The 16061-nt window shown below is 32.6% G+C and carries 16 protein-coding genes and 1 pseudogene; 3 read left to right on the top strand and 14 right to left on the bottom strand.

The window, feature by feature from the left end; genetic code table 11:
- Nucleotides 1-94 precede the first annotated feature (94 nt).
- From ACHZK0_RS11860 to ACHZK0_RS11835, 6 genes are all read right to left on the bottom strand, one after another.
- Nucleotides 95-856 carry an ABC transporter ATP-binding protein gene (locus ACHZK0_RS11860; RefSeq protein ID WP_395761588.1) on the bottom strand — a complete coding sequence of 254 codons (762 nt, stop codon included), beginning with the start codon at nucleotides 854-856 and terminating at the stop codon, nucleotides 95-97.
- A 10-nt stretch (nucleotides 857-866) separates the two neighbouring features.
- Nucleotides 867-3206: an ABC transporter permease gene (locus ACHZK0_RS11855; RefSeq protein ID WP_395761587.1), complete on the bottom strand. Its 2340-nt coding sequence runs from the start codon at nucleotides 3204-3206 to the stop codon at nucleotides 867-869.
- Nucleotides 3207-3212: 6 nt separating this feature from the next.
- On the bottom strand, nucleotides 3213-4463 hold the full coding sequence (locus ACHZK0_RS11850) for an MFS transporter (protein ID WP_270606831.1): 1251 nt from the start codon (nucleotides 4461-4463) through the stop codon (nucleotides 3213-3215).
- Nucleotides 4464-4521: 58 nt separating this feature from the next.
- Nucleotides 4522-5157, bottom strand: coding sequence for a TetR/AcrR family transcriptional regulator (locus ACHZK0_RS11845; protein WP_262743477.1), 636 nt, complete (start codon nucleotides 5155-5157; stop codon nucleotides 4522-4524).
- Nucleotides 5158-5409: 252 nt separating this feature from the next.
- Nucleotides 5410-6774, bottom strand: coding sequence for a DEAD/DEAH box helicase (locus tag ACHZK0_RS11840; protein WP_395761586.1), 1365 nt, complete (start codon nucleotides 6772-6774; stop codon nucleotides 5410-5412).
- A 73-nt stretch (nucleotides 6775-6847) separates the two neighbouring features.
- Nucleotides 6848-7117: a hypothetical protein gene (locus ACHZK0_RS11835; protein WP_262743582.1), complete on the bottom strand. Its 270-nt coding sequence runs from the start codon at nucleotides 7115-7117 to the stop codon at nucleotides 6848-6850.
- Nucleotides 7118-7179: 62 nt separating this feature from the next.
- On the opposite strand from ACHZK0_RS11835, the gene ACHZK0_RS11830 reads away from it, so the two are divergent.
- Nucleotides 7180-7938 (top strand): hypothetical protein, encoded by a 759-nt coding sequence (locus tag ACHZK0_RS11830; protein ID WP_395761585.1) that lies wholly within the window; start codon nucleotides 7180-7182, stop codon nucleotides 7936-7938.
- 108 nt (nucleotides 7939-8046) lie between these two features.
- On the opposite strand, the gene ACHZK0_RS11825 is transcribed toward ACHZK0_RS11830, so the two are convergent.
- The 3 genes from ACHZK0_RS11825 to ACHZK0_RS11815 form a co-directional block, all read right to left on the bottom strand.
- On the bottom strand, nucleotides 8047-8220 hold the full coding sequence (locus ACHZK0_RS11825) for a hypothetical protein (RefSeq protein WP_270606832.1): 174 nt from the start codon (nucleotides 8218-8220) through the stop codon (nucleotides 8047-8049).
- A 130-nt stretch (nucleotides 8221-8350) separates the two neighbouring features.
- Nucleotides 8351-9037, bottom strand: a complete 687-nt coding sequence (locus ACHZK0_RS11820) for an MBL fold metallo-hydrolase (RefSeq protein WP_270606833.1) — start codon at nucleotides 9035-9037, stop codon at nucleotides 8351-8353.
- 161 nt (nucleotides 9038-9198) lie between these two features.
- Nucleotides 9199-9459 carry a hypothetical protein gene (locus ACHZK0_RS11815; protein WP_139303636.1) on the bottom strand — a complete coding sequence of 87 codons (261 nt, stop codon included), beginning with the start codon at nucleotides 9457-9459 and terminating at the stop codon, nucleotides 9199-9201.
- A 221-nt stretch (nucleotides 9460-9680) separates the two neighbouring features.
- Between ACHZK0_RS11815 and ACHZK0_RS11810 the strand changes: the two are divergent.
- Both ACHZK0_RS11810 and ACHZK0_RS11805 read left to right on the top strand, forming a co-directional pair.
- A pseudogene (locus tag ACHZK0_RS11810) lies at nucleotides 9681-9836 on the top strand (SMI1/KNR4 family protein); the annotation flags it as partial.
- A 218-nt stretch (nucleotides 9837-10054) separates the two neighbouring features.
- Complete coding sequence (locus tag ACHZK0_RS11805; protein ID WP_262742970.1) at nucleotides 10055-10384, top strand: YkvA family protein; 330 nt, start codon at nucleotides 10055-10057, stop codon at nucleotides 10382-10384.
- A gap of 221 nt (nucleotides 10385-10605) precedes the next feature.
- Here the strand turns inward: ACHZK0_RS11805 and ACHZK0_RS11800 are convergent, their stop codons facing one another.
- The 5 genes from ACHZK0_RS11800 to plsY form a co-directional block, all read right to left on the bottom strand.
- On the bottom strand, nucleotides 10606-11841 hold the full coding sequence (locus ACHZK0_RS11800; protein ID WP_395761584.1) for an MFS transporter: 1236 nt from the start codon (nucleotides 11839-11841) through the stop codon (nucleotides 10606-10608).
- A gap of 156 nt (nucleotides 11842-11997) precedes the next feature.
- Nucleotides 11998-12468 (bottom strand): MarR family transcriptional regulator, encoded by a 471-nt coding sequence (locus tag ACHZK0_RS11795; RefSeq protein ID WP_262742967.1) that lies wholly within the window; start codon nucleotides 12466-12468, stop codon nucleotides 11998-12000.
- A 204-nt stretch (nucleotides 12469-12672) separates the two neighbouring features.
- Entirely contained in the window at nucleotides 12673-13674 is a 1002-nt protein-coding gene (gene tdcB, locus ACHZK0_RS11790; protein WP_270606836.1) for a bifunctional threonine ammonia-lyase/L-serine ammonia-lyase TdcB, read from the bottom strand.
- 106 nt (nucleotides 13675-13780) lie between these two features.
- Nucleotides 13781-15364 (bottom strand): aminotransferase class V-fold PLP-dependent enzyme, encoded by a 1584-nt coding sequence (locus ACHZK0_RS11785; RefSeq protein WP_270606837.1) that lies wholly within the window; start codon nucleotides 15362-15364, stop codon nucleotides 13781-13783.
- A gap of 69 nt (nucleotides 15365-15433) precedes the next feature.
- On the bottom strand, nucleotides 15434-15982 hold the full coding sequence (plsY, locus tag ACHZK0_RS11780; RefSeq protein WP_262742964.1) for a glycerol-3-phosphate 1-O-acyltransferase PlsY: 549 nt from the start codon (nucleotides 15980-15982) through the stop codon (nucleotides 15434-15436).
- Nucleotides 15983-16061 lie beyond the last annotated feature (79 nt).

The raw sequence follows: 16061 nt of genomic DNA, 5'->3' as shown, positions 1-16061 counted from the left end.
CCCTCCAAATTTAAATAGTCAGAAAATCATTATACATCTTTCAGAACTTTCAGACAAAAAGAAAAACTCCTACATTCAATAGGAGTTTTTCTTTTTAAAATCCAAGTATAGCTAACCATTTTAACAACTTCTCTTCTCGTACTTTTAAATCATCGTTCCTATGCTTACCTAACTGTATTTCACTCACAATTTCTCCGTCCGCCATAAAAAGAACTCTTTCTGTTTTCGCTGCTACCTTTACATCATGAGTCACTAACATAATAGTCGTTCCATCACGGTTAATATTTAATAAAATTTGCATTACCTCTTCTGTTGATTTTAGATTTAGAGCACCCGTTGGCTCATCAGCAAAAATAACATTTGGATTATTGATGAGCGCTCTACAAATAGAAACTCTTTGTAATTGCCCTCCAGATGCTTCGGTTATATAATGGGAGGCTATATCACTTATCCCCATTTTCCCCATTAGCTCCAAAGCACGTCGATTTACTATTTTCTTACTCTCACATTTCGCTACATATGCTGACAAGATAATATTATCAAATAGATTCAAATTTCTAAGAAGGTTGCTCTGTTGAAAAATAAATCCTATTTCAGTAAGGCGCAATTTGGCTAGCTCTTCTTCTTTCATACATGATATTTCTTTACTATCAATTTTCACACTTCCTGATGACATTTGATCCATTCCACTAATATTATATAGTAACGTTGATTTCCCAGAACCAGAAGGGCCCATGACCGATACAAATTCTCCTTCATAAATCTCTAAATCTATATTTTTTAGCACATGATAATTTGCATTTCCATCTAATGAATATGTTTTGTTTAATTGCTTTACTTCTAAAATTTTCTTCACGTTACACCCCCTACTCCCCATTTCGTTTTAAATCGTCTGTTTGTTTCATAGTAAAACTACTGAAAAGTGTTGTTGCAGTAACAGATATAAATAAAATAGTTGGACATATTACATAAGAAACGATAGGATTTACAACAAACTTTATATGAGCTGCTCCCATAAATGAGCCTAACCAACTTACTAACATTTCCCCAAACGTAGCAGCTAGTAATGTCCCTGTTACAATGCCTATTAATACAATGACAATAGAACGGGTTATATACTGTATTCGAATATCGTTGTAAGAAAAGCCAATATTTTTCATAATTAATATTTGCGAAGAATCTTTAGCTAATAACATTTTAAAAAACATCGCAGTAATTAAAACTGATATCAATATGGCAATTAACATTACCACTTGAGTCACGAATCTTAATTGTTTAATTGTCTCTCCTAAAGTTTGCGTTAAATAATCATCTGTATCTGTTATTTTTGCAGAACTAAAATTATGTTTATACTCCTTCACTTTTTCTTGTAAATTCATAGTAGGCTTTATATCTACATTTACTACATACCATAATATATTTTCGCTATTATAAGAGAAGCTCGCTTTAGCTGTTTTCCCGCCATTTGTTACATCTTGATATATCCCACTAATGGTTTGTACTCTTTCTTTTCCTTCTACAAATAAAACGATTTCATCCCCTACATTCTTTTTTAATTCATTTGCGTTCATATAAGAAAGAGCAATTTCATCTTCATTTTTTGGTTCCATACCTTGAATATAGTCTAATGGAAATTTAGAGAAGTCTCCTACTTCTACATATAAGTTTTCATGTGTCCCATCAGTATTCACCACTTTAAATGTACTCGTTACAAATGCTGCATACTTTTCAACTTCTTCATCGTTTCGTATATATGAAATTACTTCCTTAAATCGTTTCTCTATATTTTCAGATTGCTGTAAATCTATTCGAATATCACTTTTTCCTGTTCCCATATAATTTACAAACTTCGGTGACTGAATCGTATACAAAAAGTTAACAGGTACAACAATCATGAACACAGCAATGATTAAAACGATACTTAACACGCGATATAACTTAAATCGTTTTACTACATCTTGCATACCAATAAATATATTTACATTTGTAATTCTAGTTTGAGAGAGTGAAAAAGTCCTTTTTCCCTTCTTCTTTCCTAGATTATCTCTTGATCTTAAAGCATCTATTGCTGTAATTCTCCTGAAATTCCGCAAAATGATACGACAAAACAGGATAATAGTTAGAAATAACACAATTGTGACTATTAATGGTACAACAAAATGTAAAATACTTGTACTTGCTATTCCCATATAAAGTGATATTTTAGCGGTGAAAATTTTTGTAACAAATAACGAAAGAATATATCCACATATACATCCACTAGCAGCAATAACAACATATTTTGTTACATATAGCTTTTGAATCTCTATACTTGTTATGCCGATAGCTTTCATTACACCTATTTCCCGATAATCTTCTTCCATAGAAGTCATAATCGTAAATCTAATACATAAACTTGCGATTAACATTAATAATGCACTTATTATAATAAGCACTGCAGCTATTATTCCATCTGTTAGTGAATTGAGAGTTTTAAAGAGTGAATACGTAATAGAGGGACCTTTTTGAGGTAAGTTCGATGACTGGTATAGAGTTTCAAATTCATTAATTTTATTTACATCTGTTAGCTGGAATTCAATAAGATATTCGCTTTCTCCAAAATTCACCTTTATTCTTTCGAAGTCTTCATCGCTTATTACAAATCGTTTTGAACTAACGATTGATGGGTTCATTTGAACATCACGAACAAATGACGAAATAGTCAATTCTAGTTCATTATTATTTTTAACAACCCATATTTTATCTCCAATACGCAATTTATATTTTTGCATATAATAAATTGGTACACCTATTTCCCCTTTCCTTACATTGATCACTTCATTATTTAAATCTAATAAAAAGTCAAAATTACTATTTTGTTTAACAAAACTAATGTCCATTACACTATTATGTTCCGCTTCATTTTTCTTCTTTATAAAAATGTTAGACCCGCCAATTTGAATCATCTCAGCCGTTTGCTGTTCTTTTACAACAGGAGTTTTCGCTACAAATGAATCGATTGACTTTTGATTTATTTCTCCGGCATGCATTTGTACGAAGTGTGGTGCGTTTGATACTTTAAACAATTGATCAATCGAGTTCAATAAATTTATAACGTTACTTGAAGCACTAGCCATTAATAGACTTGATAACAAGATAAACATAAATAAAATGGTAATTATCATTTTATTTTGAGAGAAATCTCTTTTTAACATTCGCCTAATCATATGAAGCTAGTTCCCTTCATTCCATAATATTTTCTTCGTCACGATCGCCATTATTATCATTATGAAACTAATAGCTAAAATAGGTAAATAAATTTTCATATTGAATTCTTCAAACATAAAACCATAAATAACTTGCCCAATTGGCGCCATACATTGAGATACCGCTGTTATAATTGCCATTACTTTTCCTAGATTTTCATTTGGTGTTTTCTTTTGGACTACAGTAATTACATAGATGGATACAATTGTCATGATCATTGCAATTAGAATAGAAGAAAGTATAAAGAGGATAAATGGTGGATAGTATCCTAAATTAAGAATAAATGGCGTAACTGATAGTGACATTGGTATTACTAATAAAGCTAGTAAAAGCATCCAGTAATACAATGTTTTCATCTGTATCTTTTTCGCAAAAAAACCTATTGTTAATGCACCTAAAATAGTAGCAAAATCGATCAATCCCATTCCAATTCCGTATATCATGTCGCTACTTTTCATTGTTACTCGTATAATAATTGGAGCACCAACTACAAATAGCGGTGTCAGTATTAAATTTAGTAATGCAGATAAAAGCATAGATTTCAAAATAAATGGTTGTTTTAAAACGTATATAAAGCCATCTTTCATATCCTTTACAATTGTCGGTATGATATGGCTTTCTTGTGCTCTTTTTATAAAAGGTATTGTAATAAACATTTCTAAAATCGCAGATAAAAAGAAAGCAAGACAGCTTATTATTACGAGCATTTTCAAACCAATTATGCCGTACAATATTCCTCCTAATACAGGAGCAACTATGTTAGATAATGCTTGCACGCCATTTACGATACCGTTCGCTTGTTCTAACTTTTTCTCTGGAACTAATTGCGGAATACTCGCCATTACAACTGGTGAGTACATTGCACTAATGACAGCTAGTAAAAACATAATTGTCCCAATCAGTGTAATAGATACCGATCCAGTAAATAATAAAACTAAAAAGCTTAATACAATCGCAGTGTTTATAAAATCAAAAATGACCATTAAATTACGGCGATTGAAACGATCAGCTATCGCTCCGCCAAGAGGGGCTAACAAAAACGGAATACTCGTAACCGCGTATAATCCTGCGAATATATCAGCACGCCCTGTTATATCTAGCACATATAACGACAGAGCAAAACGTAAAAGTGTTGATCCTAAAATAGTAATAATTTGCCCACTCACCATTAAGTGAAAATCTTTCATAGAAGATCTTATACTTGCTGGCATCCTCATCACACCCTTCTTTTAATTTAGACCGACTGTCGGTCTGTAGTAATTAAACAGAAAATGATTATTTCTGTTTAATTAAAACCTCAACCATATAATCAAAGGATCCTTCTTTCGCCCCAACAGATACTTCCATCATTTTAATATAAGCTTTCACTCTCCTCATCATTTCTTCTGGTTGCCACTCGAATAACCCCTCATCAAATATAACTTGTGCTGAAGAGAGTAATAATTCAATCGTTTCTTGTGGGTATGGTGTAGAAAATACACCTTCATCGATTCCTTGTTCTAAAATCTCTGCCAAAACAGGAGATAAATGAATAATGGATTGCACTATACTTTTTTGATGCATTTCCGCATTATTTGGCTGATGAAATTGTTCAATCATTTTATCTTTAACATCTCCTGATTTTGGTGATTGCTCCATCAAGACTCGAAATAACTTTTCTAATACTGGGATATTTGGATTAGAGACGATTACTTTCGCTTTAGCAACATCATCTTTAATGATTCTCATAATGATTTCATCCATTACTTCTTCTTTCGACTTAAAATAGTGATAAAATGTCCCCTTCGCTATTCCTATCTCTTTTAAAATGTCATTTACTGTTGTTTTCGTATAACCTTTCGTAATAAATAAACGTTCAGCAGTTTCTAAAATTTCCTTTCTACGCTCCTCATACTCCTTTACTATACGCATTCACGTTCTCCTTCCCACCCAGACCGACTGTCGGTCTATTTAAATTATATGTTTAGTTCGTAAAAAGTTTCCTATTATCGTACATATACAACACCCTACTTTCTATTTCCTTTATAAATTTTTTATTTTTTAATACGGTAAATGAAATTTTAAAAATTGCCCCTTTTCATCACCTTTGTACTTATATCGATATCGTTGTATAAAAACAAAAAAAAGCCGCAACGATTTGCGACTCTTTTCAATAATAACTATTTAACGGCCACGTCTTTGCTGACCTTGTTTTGTACTACTTTTTTTATTACTTGGCTTGTTAAATGATCGGTTGCTATCATTTCTCGAACTATTTCTTGAATCACTTCTTGAGCCACTTTTTGAACCACTTCTCGAACCACTTCTTGAACCTTCACGGCTATCTCTTTGACGATATTGATCTGATTTCTTTGGAGCCGGCTTTGGTACCGGTTTTCCATATTCATCTACACGTCTTATCTTCGGTTGTTCGATTATTTCTCTTTGCAACGGTGCACCAAGCGTTTTTTCAATTTCTTCTAAATGCTTTTCATCTTTCGCTGCAACAAACGTAATTGCAAGACCTGATCCACCTGCACGTCCTGTTCGGCCAATGCGGTGAATATAACTTTCTACATCTTCAGGAATATCAAAGTTAAATACATGTGTTACACCATCTACATCAAGTCCACGAGCTGCTACATCAGTCGCAATTAAGTACTGAATTTTAGCTTCGCGGAAACTCTTCATGACTCTTTCACGTTTCGCTTGAGGTATATCACCATGAAGTTCAGCACAATTATAACCTAGTCCTTTTAAATTATCATAAAGCTTACTTGCTCTAACCTTTGTACGACAGAAAATAACAGCTAAAAATGGCTGGTCACGGTCCATAACAAAACGAAGTGCATCTGGCTTTGCACGATCTGTCGTCTCAATGACACGCTGCTCAATTGTATTTACCGTTACTTCTTCACTTTGTATTTGAATCATTTGCGGGTCATCCATATAACGTTTCGCCAATTTTTTAATATCTTTTGGCATCGTTGCTGAGAATAACATCGTTTGTTTACTACCAGGTGTCTCATCTAAAATATCTTCAATATCATATAAGAAACCGAAATAAAGCATTTGATCCGCTTCGTCTAGTACAATTGTTGAAAGATTACTTAAATCAATTGTTTCACGACGTATATGATCTAATAATCGTCCTGGTGTCGCAACAACAATATGTGTATTGCCTTTTAATTTTCTCAATTGTTGTGCTACATCTTGCCCGCCATAAATCGCTAGTACATTAATATCTTCTCTTTGAACAAGCATTTTTTTAATTTCAGTTGTAATTTGCAGTGCTAGTTCCCTTGTTGGTGCAACAATTAAAGCTTGAACATCACTAGACTCTGGATCGATTTTTTCTAAAATCGGTAACACGAATGCTAACGTTTTACCCGTTCCTGTTTTCGCCTGCCCAATAATATCTTTACCTGACATAATAACAGGAATTGCCTGCTCTTGAATTGGTGTTGCTTCTGTAATTCCATTTTCACGTAATGTATGATTAAAAGTTTCGCTAATTCCTAATTCTAAAAAGTTTTTCAAATAGACCACTTCTTTTCCTTATTTTTCACATTAGCTTTCATTGTACCATTTGTTTCGCCAAATATGAAAAATAAAAAAATTCTTATCTTCTTTTTTTATATTCATCGTGTACTAGTTGGACAAATTCTTTTTGTTTTTTCTCGGAATTTATTAATGCTTCCATGTTAGTAGTAGACAAAATGAACTTCTTAATTTTTCTATTACACCAAATTAAACTTGTATACTTCGGATCTTCATGTAGATTTCGAAACCACTCAAATTCACTTAATTTTGCGATATGATGTTTTAATTTCATGTCATTTCGAGGGTAAAATAAAATTATATCCATTATTACATCAAGCAATAAACTCATCTTCTTCCCTCCTATACATATATATTTCAAATTTACGGAACTATAGTTACAGGGTGATAAAATTGACCACAACATTCATAAAGATTTTTTGCGTATTTTTCTTACTATATTTTCAATCCAACACAATTATAATGGCGAAATCTCAAACAGATGTAATAAGTGAATTCAAACATGCTTTACTCAAAAATGATGAAAAATTAATGAGGTCATATGTAACAGATGGAGTTGAACTACCTACTTTCCAAACAAATAAACAAATTCATGAAATTAAAATAGTACCGTCTCCAAAAGAAGATACTACAATTCTTATTTCTTATTTCAAAGACACTGATGATAGATTTACTCTTGGTTACATTTTAGAAATAGTAACAAAAAATAATAAAATATCTCGAATTAATCAAATTTATGATGGAACGAATCCTCTTATGAAAGAAGCTAATATTGTAAAAAAATATGAAATGAAGTGTAAGGAACATATACTTACTCCTACAAAATTCCCGTTCGAAATTCACGAATTTCAAGGGTATATCTATAACAATTACTTAAACCTCCAATACTACAATGACGATATTAATGGGATTTTTAAAATCACTGTTTCACCAGTTCACAACAAATTAGGCCTATATGTACATAGGGGAGCTAAGTTCTACAGTTTAAAAAATAATATAACAGCATTATATAATCCTCATTTTGATTCAGCATATGAGCTTATCTTTCAGAAGAATGGTTTTCAATATACAATTGCAATTGGTAACAAACGCTATATAAAAGGAACATATAACGTAAAGGATTTAATTCAAATTGCAGAATCTATGAATTAAAAAACCGATCTTTTCGATATGGGAAAGATCGGTTTTTTAATATTTTTTATAATCAGTTTTCCTCCTAAAAATGTGCTAACACAAGTGAGGATATTTTTAATAGTATTCTTAATCAGCATTTTTTTCTTTCTTATCACTATTATCATTTTTATATGTATACGATAATAGAATAATAACAATTAACCAAAAGACTGAGTTTTGTATCCATTCCGATATTACAGGAATTTGGAACGTTATAAATCCAAGTATAAGACTAAATACAATAATCACCAATTTATGCATATAATCCCCTTTTTTATCTAATTGTATTTTAAAAGTGATAGGAGAACAATAGACACAAATTCAATACTATTTTTTAATCATCTGTTTTATTTTTGAAATTACTTTATTATTCGTAAACAAATACTAATTTTTAGACAGTAAGTTTTCCTCCATGATAACAATAATATCTTGCTGCTTTAAGGTTTTTAATTCTCTTTAAAGACTCTTCCGCTTTTTCTAAATCTAAGCAAAAATTCGGATTAGCTATTACTAATTTATGATTATCTTGAACTGCCGCATCCCCTGTGATAACACAGTTTGAATTCGGAAAATATAATGAAATATGCCCCGAAGTATGTCCTGGTGTCGCTACAATTTGACATTCATCATTCAAAATCATTTGACCATCATATACTTTTTCATCGACGGAAACATGTCTTATATTTTTTAATTGCTGTATAAACCACTCACCAAATTTTTTCTCTTCAATTGGCATACGTTGTAACATGTCTTCAGCTTGAACTAGTCTCTCCGATTTTATTTCACCATTAATGTAGTGGGATTCAATTTCACTAGCAATAATATTAACGTGAGGATATTTCACTTTAAAATCATATAAAGATCCTATATGATCGTCATCATAATGGGTAATAATTATATTTTTTAAGTTTTTCATCTCATACCCCTGTTTTAAAATTGCATCCTCAATTAAAGGTGAAAAATTGATATAACCTGTATCTACTAAACTTAATTCATTGTTTATTATAATTAAGCTCGGATAAATACATTGTTTTGCCCCATTAAATTCAAATTCAATTGGTAGTTCTATTATCTTCACTTTTCTTCCCCCATACCTGTTATTAAATGTTTAATAATAACTAAATCATCCACATATATTTTACTATACATATCACCAAATAATTTGCATCCAAATGTCCATTTTGTTTTAATGTATAATTTCCATATAACAAAGAAAAAGCACCTGTTATGGATGCTTCCTTATCTTACCTGCTCAACTACATAAATCAACTTTGGCCTATCCGAAACCTGATATGTATAGTCTTCATTTTTATGCATATATGTTTCTATCCTATTTATCACTTTAAACATTCTGTCTGAATTCGCACTGAACCGAGATACTGAATCACATAAAACTATTGACCCTTTCTTGTAAAAATTTATAATTTCATAAATATCTCGTTCTAAACAAACTTCTCCTACTTGCAAATCCTCTTTCGCTTCATAGTTATAGATTCCCATTCTCATTCCCCCAAAAAATTGTATTTTTCCTTACAACATCCCCTTGTTACATAAATAATAACACGATAAAATTCTAAAACTCAAACTCATCGGATTTATCTGAGAAAATAAAAAAACCATCAACGAAGCGACAACTTTCAAAAAGATGGGAGAAAAGTGAGGGAAAAATGGTTCAAAACAAAGTAACACCTGAACTGCTATATGAAGTGGCCAATCGTGCAATTAATACCAGAATCACATTAGAAGCTTATGAATCACCAGCGAGTAAAGGGGCTATTCAAGAATTATAAAAGTCCTCATTAATAGATGTACCCTTAGATTATTTAGAAGTAATTCAACATTGTCCGAATGCAGAGATTAATGTAAAAAATGAACTTTAATACGTATTACCACCAAACGTTATCTGCGTAGTACCTTTACTTGGAACGAACACATACACTATAAGCCGTTACATAACCAACATTCTATTAATTTGAACAGGTAATTCCTTATTTTTATGGAAATATACATTAAGAAAAACTATAAAATTGATTAATCTCTCACTTCTTTGTCTATCCTTTTAAAAAATCTATTTTTTTGTAAAAGGAGTGTTTATATGGAGAAACAGACACTTTGGAAAAAATTCAAAAAAAGCTCAGCAAAGCTCGGGAAATCAAGCGTATATGAAAGTATTATTTTATACTACACAATGAGAAAAAAAGGGTTACCTACTAAAGCGAAATTCATAATATTAGCCGCTTTATCCTATTACGTATTAGCAATCGACTTTATTCCAGATATAGCTGCTATTATTGGGATTGGCTTATTAGATGATGTTTTAGCAATCGCTATAGCGCATAAATTTGTAATGCGCCATGCAGATGCTGAAATTCGAGAAAAGAGTAAAATAAAAATGGAATCATTATTTACTTCAGCTCAGGCGTGACTTAAAATAGTTAGTCATTTACCCTAACTTTTCTAGTTTCAACTATAACCAATCTTTAATTAATGTAAACTCTATGCACCCCACTAAATATTATCCTGCATGAATTGCGCTTTTACAGGATAAATCGTGTCAGAAACAACAGAAATCCGCTTAACTCTCTAGCCTTAGAAAATTAGGGTGCCAGCACTTGTTCTTAAGTTCCGACACCCTATCCTTCGTTTTTATGCAGTTACATGCGTCCCCCTATACAAAACTGCTATTGCAACTACTATAAAAATCATCCCCATAAAAGCAGGTGCGGCATGACCAAGTGATACATAGATTTGCCCTCCAATCATTGGACCAATCATTCTTGCCAAAGCTTGAATAGATTGGCTACCGCCTTGAATCCTTCCTTGTTCACTAGAATCGACAGACTTTGAAAGCATCCCATTGAATGAAGGCCCGAAAATTGAGTCACCAAAACCAAACAGTAACATCCCAACGATTAGAAGAGGATATAAGGAAAATAAAGCAGATGCTGCAATAAAACTGTAGCCAATAACCTCCGAAACCATCCCAAGTATTGCTATTTGTTTATCACTAAGCTTGATCAAAAGCTTTGGCATTATAAAAGCTTGTGAAATGATATCTTGAAAGCCCATAATTGAAAACATAAGCCCGATTAGTGCAGGTTTCCAGCTAAAAGTATCCATCGTAAATTGTGTGAAAATTGCTTGTAAAGATCCGTTAGGTATCCACAGTAAAAACGCTGAGACAAGTAACCATTTTAAGTTTTTCATGGAAAGTATGTTTGCCAGCTGTGTAAAAGGATTTAACCTTACAAAAGTAATTTCTTTTAACCTATTATTTTTGTCAAGACTCTCAGGCATGTATTTCATCCCATATAAAACATTTAATAAAGTTATAAGCGCTCCAAAATACAAAGGTACAGAATGACCAAAATTTGCAAGTAATCCCCCAAAAGTTGGTCCGATAATGGTTCCTGCACCTACCACTGCACTCACCCACCCAAAATACTTCGTTCTCTGTTCTGAGGGAATGATATCTGCAAAATATGCAAAAATTGTACTGATGCTCCCGCCTGTTATTCCTTCTATTATACGTCCAGCAAATAGTACCCATAAAGCCCCTCCTATCCCAAAAACTAAGTACCCAATTGCAGAACCGAAAAGGCATATTAAAAGTAATGGACGACGGCCATATTTATCGCTCAAAGCTCCGAGTGCAGGAGCAGCGAAAAACACGCAGACCGCATAAACAGAGGTCAGTAGCGTAACAACTAGAGCCTGTTCTTCCTGACTACTTATATAAGGCTGCACTAAGAATGGCACTACTGGCATGATGATACTGAAACCTATACCACAAAGAAATACAGAAATAAGGCCAAATATTAAAGCATGTTTATCTATGTTTTTTTCAGTTTCACTTTCATTTTGTGATCTAAATATAGACATTTAATTTCTCCCCTTAAAATATTTTGTTGCTTTGTCAACAAAATAATAACTCCACTTTGTTGATTAGTCAACAAAAATATAATAATAAAAAGGTAGCCTTACCGTGAATAGGCTACCTTTTTATTATTTAAATATATCTCGCATTAACAGGCAAATTTACGACTTAATATGTATACCTTGTTTCTTTATTTCTGCATCCAAATGCCTACTATACTTTTCCACGAATTTAATAATACTGTCAAATTCTGCCTCGGTTACTTGCTCAAATACAGCTTTATCCCGCTGTTGAAACTCATTGTGCAACTCTTCGTGAATTTTATATATTTCTTTCCCTTGTTCAGTAAGCTTAAAATAGATTTCTTTTTTATTCTCTGATTTCTGGTAACTTTCGATAAGGCCTTTGTTTATGAGCTTCTTAGTCATTCTACTTATTGCACCACGAGTCACATAAAAAGCCTCTGCAAGTTGTGTCACGTTAGAATCGGCATTGTTTTCAATGTATTCAATACAATGTACTTCAGAAGACTTAAAACCTTTAAGACCTTCTTCCATTTTATCCTTATTAAGCCAAACCATCTTATTATATAATTCCCTGAAACCGTTCATGACCTGTTCTTCCTTGTTCATGTTCTATCCTCCTAACAGCTCATTCATACGCTAAAACCATTATATTAAATTTCTGTTTCCGTTTCGACAATATTAATATAATTATTTGAGTTATCTTTGAAAATTGACGATTACATATACTAATTCACTAAACAGTAGACAAAAAGTAAGAGCTAAGATCAGTTGTCTTAGCTCTTCTTCCATAAAATTCATGTTTTTCAAATACTATTTCACTTCATTGGCTACAAAAAATTGCTCACAAACACTGGAAATGCGCTGCAAATCTACGTTTCCACCAGATATAACTGCGACTACCTTTTTCCCTTTAATATATGGATGCACTTTCCCTGCAAGTAGAGCAGCAGTAGCTAATGCGCCAGCCCCTTCTACAACAGCTTTACCGCGTTGTAATAAGTCTTTCATCGCTACTTCTAATTCACCTTCTGATACAGTTACAATATCATCTACTAATTCTTTTACTACTTCAAAAGTTAAATCGCCTGGTATTTTAACTGCGCAACCATCCGCTATAGTAGGTGCCTCATAATGTTCTACAATCGTACCTTTGTCATAAGATGCCTTCATCCCATGAACATTGTCTGCTTGGACACCAATAATATTAATGGATGGATTAAAAGATTTTAATGCAACAGCAATTCCAGAAATAATTCCACCTCCGCCAATTGGTACAATGACAGTATCAACATCCCACATATCATCAAGAATGTCCAAACCAATTGTACCTTGACCAGCCATTACCTCTACATCATCATATGGGTGTAAGTATGTTTCGCCTGTTTCACTAATAATCTCTTCACATTTTGCCTTCGCATCATCAAAAGTTTCACCATATAAAATCACTTCTGATCCGTATCCTCTAGTTGCTTCAACTTTCGCCTGTGGGGCAGAAATCGGCATCACAATTTTACTCTTAATACCAAGTAAATGAGCAGATAAAGCGACTCCTTGCGCATGATTACCAGCGGAACAAGCAATTACTCCTCTCTCTTTTTCCTGATTTGTCAGCTGTGACATTTTATTAAATGCACCACGGAATTTAAAAGAACCCGTTAATTGCATATTTTCTAATTTCAAGTGAATTTCTCCGCCTGTTTTACTAGTCAAATAAAATGATTTTACTAGTGGCGTTTTACGAGCATTTCTGTCTAAAATGTTTTGAGCTTTTTTAATGTGTGCTATATGTAATGGTAGTTTTTTAGTTATCATCCTAACACCTCTTCTAATGATTTATAATCTACTATTTGCCTCATTCCTAAGTTTTCGTAAGTAATAACTCCTTTATACGCAACCAACTACGTTAAAAAACCATTTCTCATATATGTACGCTATTCTTTAAAGTACACATATGCAAACAATTCAACATCCTCTTCATATCACGTTCTTTGTAATGATTCAGGCATGCAATTTGAATCCAGTTATTCTTTTGTAAATACGCTGATTCATAATGGACGATATATCCTTGTAATGCTAACGCATCGCCTACATCTTTAGAAAACTGATCTTCTTTTAATTGAATGGTAAGTATGATTGGCGCAGCATGTTCTTTAGGTGAAACAAGTTTTAAACCCACAGTAGTTATAGCTTGTTCAATATATGCATACGTCTCTTTTATTTTTTCAAATGCCATTTCATCATCAAATCTTTTTAAGGCTTCTTGCAATGCATACATTAAATTCCATGAATGAGAATATGGAATACTGTCATTTTCTTCGTACATGCCAATGTCCATATAGGCCGGTAATACTTCATTTACTTTCACATTGTGATTATAAAAAACGAAAGATAATCCAGTAAACGATTTAATTGCCTTTCCACTAACACCGCTTGCAAAATATACATCTTTCAAATCTATCGGTATTGCTCCAATTGAGCTAATGCAATCTACACATAGTTTCACTTTATACTTTTCACATAAAACATTTAGTTCGTCTAAATCATTTAACATTCCAGTTGATGTTTCATGGTGAACAAACCAAAGCCATTCATAATTTCCAGTTTCCATTATGTTTTCTAGCTCGGTATAAATAAACGGTTCTCCCATTTCTTTTTTATACGTATCAAAATGTAATTGCGCGCGTGCTGCGTGTCCAACTAATCTATTACCGAATTCCCCATTTGTTAATACTAGTCCTTTTCCTTTTAAAGAACGTAACTGTAAAGCAATCGTATCATTCGCTAACGTCCCTGTTCCTAACAATATTTGCACACGTTTTGCTTTTGTCATTTGCAGTAAACGTTTTTTCACATTTTCCATTGTCACTTGAAATGACTTAGAACGATGCGAAATAGGCTTAGTAGAAAATGCCTTTCGAACATTTTCTTCAATATCTACTGGACCTGGTAAAAATGTGTATTCCTTCGTCATAATCCCACCAACACTCGACTCTTCAAACATAGCAGGTGTAACATACATTGGCTGGAAGGCTGCTTCTTCTGTTCCAACTAACGTATGGAAAGATTTGAATCCCATTTGTTCGTATAAAGGTAGTTCACGTGTTGTAGCAGAAATGAGTGCTAATTCATATCCATTTAGAAGTAAATAACGATGTAAAAAGCGAATTAAACCTAATAATGCTCTTCCATTTCGGTATTCATGTTCTACTGAAAGCAAACGAATTTCATATACATTTTCTCCAAGTTCTTGCATATAAAAATCTAGATTTGAAATTTTATTATCTAATGAGAATGGTCGTTTTCCTCGCAATGCAACCATACCTACTAATTTTTCGTCATCTAAACAAATTAAATATGTATTTTCATCATGAAAACGATCAATACGAACACGCTCTTTCGTTTCTTCGTGTTGCGGAATTTCTTCTACAAATGTTTTATAATTCAATTTATGTATACGTTCAAATTCCCAATCTTGATCGGCAACTTTATATATTAACCCCATGCCTTCTCTCCTTTTTGTATTTAATAAAAATTATAAGTGGAGATTTACTCCACTTATTAAAAGTTCGTTTCATTCTCGATTTACATATAAAATAAGTACAATGATAAGAGCACTTAAAATAGTCGTAACAATTGAGTAAGGATATAAAATCATGCAAACTGGTAAACAAGCGATTGTAATTAACCCTGGCTTAGTAAATCCTTTAAAGATTAAATAAAATATAATGAAAACAGCCACAAGAGTAAGCGCTATCAAATAATTAAATGCGATTAATCCTCCGATAAATGTTGATATGCCTTTTCCGCCCTTGCCTTTAAATACAATTGGATAAATATGTCCAAGTAAAACAGCCATTAAAGCTACCATTACAAATGTAGAATCTCCAAAAAGGTATTTTGCAATAGAAACTACGATTGCCCCTTTGATTGCATCACCTAAAAATGTAGCGATGAAATACCCTTTTCCGTATACGCGCCCCATATTTCTTGCGCCAGGATTACCGCTTCCTTCATCCCGAATATCAACGTTATGTCTCCATTTCGTTACTATATAAGCGGTCAATATATTTCCAAATAAATAAGAAGCGACCAAATAAAAAAACTGCATACTATTAATCATATAATCATTCACTTTCTACATGGAAGTACTTATACAATATTCATGAACTATGTATATTGTACTTTTTTATCCACTTCCC

The sequence above is a fragment of the Bacillus sp. 3G2 genome (assembly GCF_044324725.1).
GTDB classification, from domain to species: domain Bacteria; phylum Bacillota; class Bacilli; order Bacillales; family Bacillaceae_G; genus Bacillus_A; species Bacillus_A mobilis.
This window is presented reverse-complemented; position numbering and strand designations above follow the sequence as displayed.